The following is an 8,850-nucleotide window of genomic DNA, read 5'->3' as shown; positions in this document are numbered from 1 at the left end:
AGCAATGGATATGTACTCCATCCCCCCAGTCAATCCCGTTGCAGCTTACGAATCAGCGTCCCTATATCAATCCCCAAATGCTGCGCAGCCTTACGCTTGCTCCCACACAAATGCACCGCGCGCAAAATCACCTGCCGTTCAAAATGCTGAACCTGAAGCTTGAGGTTTTGCTGAGGGTCGTCCGAGGCTTCATCCTGCACGACCGAGGGGGCTGACTGTTCCCGTGAACGCACCGGTTGGAGGAGTTCAGCCGGCAGGTGATGCTCCTGCGCCTCATCGTCAGCCAGCACCGCCAGGCGTTCGAAGATGTTCACCAACTCGCGAATGTTGCCCGGGAAGTCGTAGCTCAGCAGACGCTTGCGACACCCGGCGGACAGGCTCAGGGACGGTACGCGATCGCCATTGATTCGGCTCAGCAGGATGTCGATGAGAAACGGCAAGTCATCGCGGTGCTGGCGCAACGGCGGAATCTCCACCGGCAGCACGGCAAGACGATAATAGAGGTCGGCGCGAAACTCACCCATGTCCACCAGATGACGCAAGTCCTTGTTGGTGGCGGCAATCACCTGTACCTGCACGGATTTGCTCAGGGGCGAGCCGACCGACTGGATGGTGCTGTCTTCGAGAAATTTCAGCAGCTTGGCCTGTACGTGTAGCGGGATCTCACCGATCTCGTCGAGGAACAAGGTGCCGCCGGACGCTGCTTCGATATAGCCTTGCTTGCCGCCCGCCAGGGCGCCGGTGAAGGCGCCGCGCTCGTAGCCGAACATCTCGGACTCGAACAGGCTCTCCGGGATGCTCCCGCAATTGACGTGGATGAACGGACGATCCCCCCAGCCAGCCGCACGATGAATGTGCCGGGCGATGGCGGTCTTGCCGACGCCGGGTTCACCCAGCAGCAACAGACGCGCGCGCCGGCGAAAAGCCCGAACGCCAGTGTCGGCGATGCTCGACAGCTGCGGTGACAGGTGCAGGGCGTTGTCCTGGGGATCACGCAGGCCTTGAGGCTCCGGTGGCCGGGTATTGAGCGAAGCCCGGCGCTGCGGCTGGCTGGCGTCGAAGTCTTTCTGGGTGAGCATCCTGAACGGTTTTTCGTAGGCCCCCGTGGGGATCGCGTGGGTACTGCTGAGCAGCACCCGGCCTTCCCGAGAGCGGGTCAACGCACTGTTGCCACCGCGGTTCAACGCTGCCAGCAAATCGTCGTAGTTCAACGCCGAGCGCTGGAAAAAATCACTTTCGGACAGCCCCACGGCCTGCTGCTTGGACAGGCGGTTGACGCGTTCGGCGGCCAGGTTGATAAAACGCAATCGGCCCTCGCCGTCAGTGACGATCAGCGCTTCGCTGAAGCTGTCGAGCAAGGCATGCAAGGCCGGCGTTTCCAGCAGCGCGCCCAGCACTTCGCTGCTGACATTGACCGAAGAACGCATGCCCATCTGCAGCGTGGGTGGCAGGTTGGAGTCTTTCATGGGTGCAACTCTTGGGGGGTGCGAACGCCCTGGCATGCGCGAAACACCGCCACGCGCCAGGCCACGCCTTCGCGAATCAGGATGCGCGAGCAATGCACATTGAAGTTCAGGCTGCGCCCGCTCAAATCCGGCAGGGGCAGGCTGTGCCAGGTGCGTTCGGGCAAGGCATTGTCCAGCAGCAAGCGGGCGATACCGGCGCCATGGGTGATGCCGAAGGTGTCCTCGAAGGCCGCGTTGCGCCATTGCGGCTGCAGGTGTTCATCGATGACCAGCACCGCGTCAGGCACGGCATCGAAGACCCGGCGCAAGGCGTCGATGCGCTGCTCGGCATCGTGCTGCATGCGCAACTCCTGGCTGACGTCACGAATACTGCCCCACATGCGCAACAGCTGGCCATTGACGATGGTGGCCCGGACGTCGTTCTCCACGTAGGCAGGCGAACCATCGTGGCGGCGATCCACCGACAGTGCTCCGTCGACATGGAACCCGGCCTCGATCAGGCGTCGCACGAATTCTTCGTTGGCCGGGCTGCGCGGCCAGTACAGGCGCACCGGTTGCTGGTTGAAATCGACATCCGACGGCATCTCGTAGACCTCGGCCATGGCCCGGTTGCACAGGCGCCAATGAGAGTCGTTTTCGAACACCTGGCGCACAATCTCATCCGGGGCATGGTTGATGTCCACCGCCTCGGCGAATTCGATGCACCAATAGGCGACCTTGGCGCTTTGCAGCATCTGGTTCATCACCTCATTGGCGTTATGCATCTCCCGCAACCGGTGCCCCAGCGTGCCCAGCGCAATCATCAACAGGTGCAGGCAGGCTGGTTGCACGTCACGCCATTGCAGCAATCCGCTGGCAATCACAGGCAGCAGGCCGCCGTTGCGCCGTATCAGCGTCAGTTCCAGGCTGTGGACCAGCTCGTCCGCGGGCGGGTTGGCAAGCAGCGCCTGTACCGTGCGCAACGATTCGAGACTCAGTACACGTTCGATCGGCTGATTGAGCAGTTCTTCAGGTGCATAGCCCAATTGATCGCTCAGGCTGGAGGACAGGCTGAGCAGTTGTCCGTCGGCGGCAAAGGTACTGGTCAGGGGCTGGGTTTTGTTTGCCAGCAAATTCAGGATATCCATCGGTGGATCGGCTCGATTCGGCTAATGGGACCTGGGCGCACAGTGCCAGGGCAATTTGACAGGGCATTTCGCATGCCAACTCAAAAACCATTGAACAGGAGGGCATGCGCGCAACCGTGATGATCGAGTGCTGCGTTATTGCAGCATAATCGGCAAACCCGCAGCGTGTTGAAAAATCAATGGTGATGCGCAGGCGCTGGGCTGTCAGTGAAGGCGTGGGTAAATTCACGTTCGCCATCAAGCCGGCGCCTACAGGAAAAAATCGATCTAAAAATACCGGCCCACACGCCGGTTGTTTTGCTAATCTGAGGTTGTAGGTGAGAACGCAGACTGATGCGCAAGCGGATAGCGAGGACGCGTGGGGCGCGCTCCGAAGGGTACACGGTTAGAAAGATCTCCGCGCTGAGATCCAGCCCTTATGCCGTGTGAAGCAGGACAGCGCTTATTGCTGTTGCTGTGGGAGTCCTGATAAACCTCGTAAGCCAGAGACCAGCGCTGGCCACCTACTTGGCTCTTGAAGCCGACTTGTGCAGCTGGATATATACAGCTAGCCAAGATCAAATGCCCCGAACTCCGGGGCATTTGTTTGTCTGTCATACCAGGTTGATCGTGACATCGATATTGCCACGGGTTGCCTTGGAGTACGGGCAAGTCTGATGCGCCGCGTCCACCAGCGTCCTGGCCAACACAGGGTCCAGGCCCGGCAGGCTGACATCCAGGCGCGCCTGAAGGAAATAGGCATTGCCGGTATTGCCCAGGTCCACTTCAGTAGCAACGCTCACGTCAGCCGGCAAGCTCACCTTCAACGCAGTGGCTGCCTTGCCCATGGCGCCAATGAAGCAAGCCGACCAGCCCGCACCCAACAGCTGTTCCGGATTGGTGCCGCTACCGGAAGAACCGGGCGGGGATAGCTTGATGTCCAGGCGGCCGTCGTCGCTTCGCGATTCGCCTTGACGGCCGCCAGTGGTCACGGTCCTGCCGGTGTAAAGGACAGTTTCGATTTGATTGATCATGCAAGACTCCTGCTGAGGTTGGGGGCTTCAGTCCTGGCTGAAGTGCGACCCACCCACTGTTTCATCTTCATGTCATGGAAATGTGTCCTGAACCGACGGATGTGTATCGCTGTGTACGTTCGCTGGCGATCAATACACATTGATACAAAAGCTCAGGCTTTTACCCAGCGCTGGCGACTCCAGCTGCTCAGGGTGTCGACGGCAAACACCAATACCAGCATCGCGAGTATGACCGTACTGGCCTGGGCCTCCTGGAACAGGCTGAGGTTGAGGTAGAGCATTTGTCCCAGGCCACCGGCACCGACGAAACCGAGCACGCTGGCCATGCGGATGTTGTTTTCCCAGCGGTACAGGATATAGGCCAGCAACTGCGGGAACAGATTGGGCAGGGTGCCGTAGCAGAACGCCCCTATGGCGTTGCCCCCCTGCAGGCGGATCGCATCGGCAGGTTCTGGCGGGGTATTTTCCAGTGCTTCGGCAAATAGCCGGCCCAGCACACCGGTCGTGTGCAGCGCCAAGGCCAGGGTGCCGGCATTGGGGCCGAGCCCGGCGGCCAGGACCATCAGCACCGCCCACACCAGCTCCGGAATTGCGCGCAAGGCATTGAGTATCAGGCGCGACAGTCCCTGCAACGGCCAGCCGAATCGACCCGCCGCGGGCAACGCCAGCAGCAAGCCGAACACTGTTGCCAACAGCGTGCCCAGGGCTGACATCGCAAGGGTTTCCAGCGCGCCGCGGGCAATGGCCTGCAAATGCCCCGTGCTCAGGTCCGGGCTGAGAAAGCGCTGCACATAGGCGGCCATCTGTTTCAGGTTGCCACTGGCGCCCAGTTCACCGAGGTCGATGCCCAGGTAGCGGAACGAAGTGAGCACCGCGGTGCCGATGCACAGCACCAGCAGCAGGTTGAGCAGGCGCTTCATGCCAGCCTCCAGCGCAGCAGCCTGCTCAACTGATCGGCGAACAGCACCAGGACGAGGAAGGTCAGCAACAGGCTGGCCACCTCACCGCCGGCGAACATGCGCATCGACAGGTCGATTTGCTGGCCCAGGCCACCGGCCCCGACGAAGCCCATCACCACCGAAGCGCGAATAGCGCATTCCCACCGGTACACCGTGTACGACAACAATTCCGCCGCGACATTGGGCAGGATCCCGTAGCTGAATGCCGCCAGCCGACCACTGCCGGCTTGCAGCAACGCGTGGGCGGGGCGTTGGTCGACCGACTCGAAGATTTCCGCGTAGACCTTGCCCAGCATGCCACTGTAGGTAATCGCAATGGCCAGGACCCCGGCCGTCGGGCCCAGGCCAACGGCGCGCACGAACAGCAGCGCCCAGACGATTTCCGGCACGCTGCGCAGGAAAATCAGCACGCCGCGCACCGGCCAGCGCAGCAGTTGCCCCCACAGGCTCGGGCGACCGGCGCGGGACGCAGCCGACAACGACAGCGCGCGGCTGGCCAGCAGGCTGGCGGGGATCGCCAGGAGCAGCGCCAGGGCCATGCCGGCCGTGGCGATGGCCAGGGTCTGCAAAGTGGCTTGCCACAACAGCTCGAGGAATTCTGCGCCATGGGCGGGCGGCCAGAAGGTCGCGACAAAGCGACCCATCTCGCCCCGGTTGTCACTGGCCAGCAACACACTCAGGTCCAGTTCGCTCAAGCGCATGCCCGGCCACAACAGGGCAATCGCCAACAGGCTTAGGAGCAGGCGTGGTCGGGCGGCGGGGTCACGGGTGTCACGGCTCAGCATCGGGGAATCTGCACACTCAAGGGGAGGACCGGGGGCGGCGAGGGCTGCAACTGTTCGTTGGCGTAGAGTGCATCGAGCTGCTCGCGGTCGACGGCGCTGGCCGGCAGGTCGAAGAGAATCTGCCCGTCACGCAAGCCGATGATCCGCGAGAAATGCGCCAGCGCCAGGTCCACCGCGTGCAAGCTGGCGACCAGGGTAACGGCATGCTCGCGCGCATGCTCGCAGAGAACCTTGAGCGTATGGCCGGCCAGCACCGGGTCCATGGCCGACACCGGTTCATCGGCCAGCAATACCTCGGGGGCCTGGTACAGCACCCGGGCAATGCCCACGCGTTGCAGTTGACCGCCGGACAATTGCTGGCACTGGGTGAAGAGCTTGTCGTGCAGGTCCAGCCTGGCCAATGCCGCGCGAGCCCCCGGGACATCCAGCGGATGCACCAGGTTCAACAGGCTCTTGCCCAATCCCCATTGGCCGATTTTTCCCGCCAGCACCGCAGTGATCACCCGCTGGCGCGGTGGCAGCGGCGGTGCTTGATGCACCAGGCCGATACGCGCGCGCAGGCGTTGGCGCTGGCGCGCCGACAGATGCCAGGGCTGTTCACCCAGCACCTGCAATTCGCCGTTGCCAGGGCGCAGGCCGGTGGCAAGGACGTTGAGCAGGCTCGACTTGCCAGCGCCGGACGGGCCGATGATGGCGACGTGTTCACCGGCTTCGATGTGCAAGTCCAGGCTGTGCAGCGCCTGTACGCCGTTGGCGTGGGTGAGGCTGACCCGGGTCAGGTGCAAGGTCATTTGAGCAGGTCGGCGGCGCGTGCGGCTTCCTCGATGCCCTTGTAGTTCTCAGGCTTGGTCTCGATGAAACGGCTGGCAGCCTGCAAGTCCAGGATCGCTTTTTGCTCAGGGTTCGCAGGATCGAGGGCGAGGAAGGCGGCCTTGATCTTTGCCGCCAGCGCCGGGTCGAGGGTGCCGCGCACGGTCCAGTTGTAGTCGTAGTAGGCCGGGGTGGTGGCAAAGACCTTGACCTTATTGGTGTCGACCTTGCCGGCCTTGACCAGCTTTTCCCAGACGCTGGCGTTCAGCACACCGGCGTCGACTTTGCCCGCCTGGACCCAGGCAACGGTGGCGTCATGGGCACCGGAGTAGCCCACGCGACTGAAGAACGTTTCCGGCTTGATGCCGTCCTGCAGCATGAAATAGCGCGGCATCAAGCTGCCAGACGTCGAGGACACCGAACCGAAGGCGAAGGTCTTGCCCTTGAGGTCGGCGAGAGACTTGACGTTCGGGTCGGCGGTGATGAACTTGCTGGTGAACTGGGCATCCTGTTCGCGCTGCACCAAGGGAATGGCATTGCCAGTCTTCAGCCGCGCCTGGACGAAGGTGAAACCACCCAGCCAGGCCATGTCGATCCGGTCAGTGGCCAGCGCCTCGACCACGGCCGGGTAGTCACTGACCGGCACGAACTCGACCTTCATGCCTAATTGCTGTTCCAAGTAACTGCCCAGGGGCTGGAACTTGCGTAGCAGTTCGGTGGGGGCTTCATCCGGAATGGCGCTGACCTTCAGGGTGTCGGCCGCCTGCGCCAGCAGGGTGGAAAGCGACAGGGTCAAGCCGACAGCCAAGGCCAGGGTGCGTTTGAGCATGGAAGTTCTCCGGTTCATTAGCGCAAATATGTGCAAGCGCCTGACACGCATGAATAGCCGTCAGGTGCTTGTTGAGGGTAGACGAAGTGCGGCGATTGTAAGGGTTACGGGCCATTGTTCCCACTACCCGTTTCCGGGTTTTGGGCTTGTAGCTGGCGCAGCAACCAATCGCTGAAGCTTCGCGCACTGTTCTCGCTATCACGATGGGTCAGCAGGGCCCAATTAGGTCCGCGGATGGTCGGTTCCACCAGCGGCTGCAGCAAGCCATTGGCACAGGCTTGCCGGCTTAGCAATTGGCTGACCAGCGCAATGCCGAGCCCCGCGCAAGCCGCATCCAGCAACAGACCGGGATCGGAGAAGTTCATCCCCTGATCCTGCTGGCCGACATCCATGCCGGCCTCCACCGCCCAGGCATCCGGAGCATGCCTATACATTCATCAACTTCGTCATGCGCCCAAGAACATGGCCGCCATCAGCAACACAACCCTGACATCTACATCGACGAAGCCACGTATGCGCGGCTGATTCCCGGCAAGGATATCCCCCAGGCGGACATGCGGGCGCGCATGCGTACCTGGACCAAATTCAAGACGGCCACCGCGCCCTGACGTCATCGACCACTGCCCGCACGGGTACAACGCTGTAGCGCAAGGCGCATCGGGATAACCCGATGCGCCTTGTGTCATTTGCTGGCATCGAGCACGACGCGGTAACGCGCCTTGCCACTGCGCAGGTGATCGATGGCCGCATTGACCTGGCTCATGGGAAACATCTCGACCTGCGGCAGGATCTGATGACGGGCGCAGAACTCGAGCATGGTCGCGGTGTTGCTCGGCGAGCCGACCGGTGAGGCGGACAGGTTCTTTTGTTGGGGAATCAGGTCAAATACATGCACCGGGATGGCGTTGGGCACGATACCGACGAAATGCAGGCGTCCTTTACCGCGCAGGGTCGCCAGCATGGCCGGCCAGTCGAGGTCGGCATTGGCGGTGACCAGGAGAAAATCCAGGCTGCCGGCAATGGCTTTCAAGGCGTCGCTGTCGGTGGAGGCGACGACCTTGTGCGCGCCCAGGCGTCTGGCTTCGTCCTCCTTACCCTTTGATGACGTGAAGGCAGTCACTTCACAGCCCCAGGCGTTGAGGAAGCGCAGCGCCAGATGACCGAGGCCACCGATGCCCACCACACCGACCCGGTCGGTGGGCTTGATGGCGAACTCCAGCAGCGGGTTGAACACTGTGGAGCCTGCGCAGAACAGCGGTCCGGCCATCGCCGGATCGAGACCATCGGGTATTGCCAGGGCCCAGGCCCAGTGGGAACGCAGTCGATCGGCAAAGCCGCCGTTGCTGCCGATGATGGTCGGCTGTGCGGTGCGGCACAGATTATGTGAGCCTTCGATGCATGAGGAGCAATGCATGCAACTGCCCTTGTACCAGCCAATACCCACCCGTTGTCCCACTTCGAGACCGTGCACCTGTGCACCCGCGCGCACGATTCGGCCCACCACTTCGTGGCCGGGGATGAAAGGGTAGTGGCTGATGCCCCAATCGTTATCGATCAATGACTGGTCGGAGTGGCAAACGCCGCAGTACTCCACGGCGACTTCCACCTCTTCTTGCCCCAGCGGGCCGGGATCATAGCTGTAGCGCTCCAGCGGCGCGCCCGCCGCGGTGGCGGCCCAGCCGGTAAAGGTGGTGAGTTCGGTGTTGTCGCTCATGGTGTACCTCCAGATCCAGGGAAAGGGGCGGCGCACAAGCATTGTAGGAGCTAGCCAGCGGTGCGGCGTGCAGACTTGTTGGCGAAGGCGTCCTGGCAGCTGACCTGGATTTTGTTGACTGTGCACCTATCCATTCCTGCGGTAACG

General features: G+C 62.2%; 8 protein-coding genes and 2 pseudogenes. 1 reads left to right on the top strand and 9 read right to left on the bottom strand.

Annotated elements, in window-relative coordinates; translation table 11 throughout:
* Nucleotides 1-29: 29 nt before the first annotated feature.
* From PG5_RS29955 to PG5_RS29920, 8 genes and pseudogenes are all read right to left on the bottom strand, one after another.
* Nucleotides 30-1,466: a sigma-54-dependent Fis family transcriptional regulator gene (locus tag PG5_RS29955; protein WP_033043092.1), complete on the bottom strand. Its 1,437-nt coding sequence runs from the start codon at nucleotides 1,464-1,466 to the stop codon at nucleotides 30-32.
* On the bottom strand, nucleotides 1,463-2,593 hold the full coding sequence (locus PG5_RS29950; RefSeq protein ID WP_020800830.1) for a PAS domain-containing protein: 1,131 nt from the start codon (nucleotides 2,591-2,593) through the stop codon (nucleotides 1,463-1,465). Before PG5_RS29950 ends, PG5_RS29955 begins: the two co-directional genes overlap by 4 nt.
* 593 nt (nucleotides 2,594-3,186) lie before the next feature.
* Nucleotides 3,187-3,606 (bottom strand): organic hydroperoxide resistance protein, encoded by a 420-nt coding sequence (locus PG5_RS29945; RefSeq protein WP_020800828.1) that lies wholly within the window; start codon nucleotides 3,604-3,606, stop codon nucleotides 3,187-3,189.
* A gap of 152 nt (nucleotides 3,607-3,758) precedes the next feature.
* Entirely contained in the window at nucleotides 3,759-4,526 is a 768-nt protein-coding gene (phnE, locus tag PG5_RS29940) for a phosphonate ABC transporter, permease protein PhnE (protein ID WP_020800827.1), read from the bottom strand.
* Nucleotides 4,523-5,350, bottom strand: a complete 828-nt coding sequence (locus PG5_RS29935; protein WP_020800826.1) for an ABC transporter permease — start codon at nucleotides 5,348-5,350, stop codon at nucleotides 4,523-4,525. The genes phnE and PG5_RS29935 overlap by 4 nt, the downstream gene beginning before the upstream one ends.
* Nucleotides 5,344-6,141 carry a phosphonate ABC transporter ATP-binding protein gene (locus tag PG5_RS29930; protein ID WP_020800825.1) on the bottom strand — a complete coding sequence of 266 codons (798 nt, stop codon included), beginning with the start codon at nucleotides 6,139-6,141 and terminating at the stop codon, nucleotides 5,344-5,346. Before PG5_RS29930 ends, PG5_RS29935 begins: the two co-directional genes overlap by 7 nt.
* Nucleotides 6,138-6,989 (bottom strand): putative selenate ABC transporter substrate-binding protein, encoded by an 852-nt coding sequence (locus tag PG5_RS29925; protein WP_020800824.1) that lies wholly within the window; start codon nucleotides 6,987-6,989, stop codon nucleotides 6,138-6,140. The genes PG5_RS29930 and PG5_RS29925 overlap by 4 nt, the downstream gene beginning before the upstream one ends.
* 104 nt (nucleotides 6,990-7,093) lie before the next feature.
* Nucleotides 7,094-7,399 (bottom strand): annotated as a pseudogene (locus PG5_RS29920) (LysR substrate-binding domain-containing protein); the annotation flags it as partial.
* On the opposite strand from PG5_RS29920, the pseudogene PG5_RS29915 reads away from it, so the two are divergent.
* A pseudogene (locus PG5_RS29915) lies at nucleotides 7,387-7,597 on the top strand (ABC transporter substrate-binding protein); the annotation flags it as partial. The pseudogenes PG5_RS29920 and PG5_RS29915 sit on opposite strands and share 13 nt — an antisense overlap.
* 74 nt (nucleotides 7,598-7,671) lie before the next feature.
* On the opposite strand, the gene PG5_RS29910 reads toward PG5_RS29915, so the two are convergent.
* Nucleotides 7,672-8,703 (bottom strand): NAD(P)-dependent alcohol dehydrogenase, encoded by a 1,032-nt coding sequence (locus PG5_RS29910; protein ID WP_020800821.1) that lies wholly within the window; start codon nucleotides 8,701-8,703, stop codon nucleotides 7,672-7,674.
* Nucleotides 8,704-8,850: the final 147 nt, after the last annotated feature.

This window comes from Pseudomonas sp. G5(2012) (genome assembly GCF_000408945.1).
GTDB classification, from domain to species: Bacteria; Pseudomonadota; Gammaproteobacteria; order Pseudomonadales; family Pseudomonadaceae; genus Aquipseudomonas; species Aquipseudomonas umsongensis.
The sequence above is the reverse complement of the archived record's forward strand: the minus strand, read 5'-3'. Positions and strand labels throughout refer to the sequence as shown.

Coding starts and splice junctions, on each gene's coding strand:
- PG5_RS29910 (WP_020800821.1), bottom strand. CDS start 8,703: ATGAGCGACAACACCGAACTCACCACCTTTACCGGCTGGGCCGCCACC.
- PG5_RS29945 (WP_020800828.1), bottom strand. CDS start 3,606: ATGATCAATCAAATCGAAACTGTCCTTTACACCGGCAGGACCGTGACC.
- PG5_RS29955 (WP_033043092.1), bottom strand. CDS start 1,466: ATGAAAGACTCCAACCTGCCACCCACGCTGCAGATGGGCATGCGTTCT.
- PG5_RS29935 (WP_020800826.1), bottom strand. CDS start 5,350: ATGCTGAGCCGTGACACCCGTGACCCCGCCGCCCGACCACGCCTGCTC.
- PG5_RS29950 (WP_020800830.1), bottom strand. CDS start 2,593: ATGGATATCCTGAATTTGCTGGCAAACAAAACCCAGCCCCTGACCAGT.
- PG5_RS29930 (WP_020800825.1), bottom strand. CDS start 6,141: ATGACCTTGCACCTGACCCGGGTCAGCCTCACCCACGCCAACGGCGTA.
- phnE (WP_020800827.1), bottom strand. CDS start 4,526: ATGAAGCGCCTGCTCAACCTGCTGCTGGTGCTGTGCATCGGCACCGCG.
- PG5_RS29925 (WP_020800824.1), bottom strand. CDS start 6,989: ATGCTCAAACGCACCCTGGCCTTGGCTGTCGGCTTGACCCTGTCGCTT.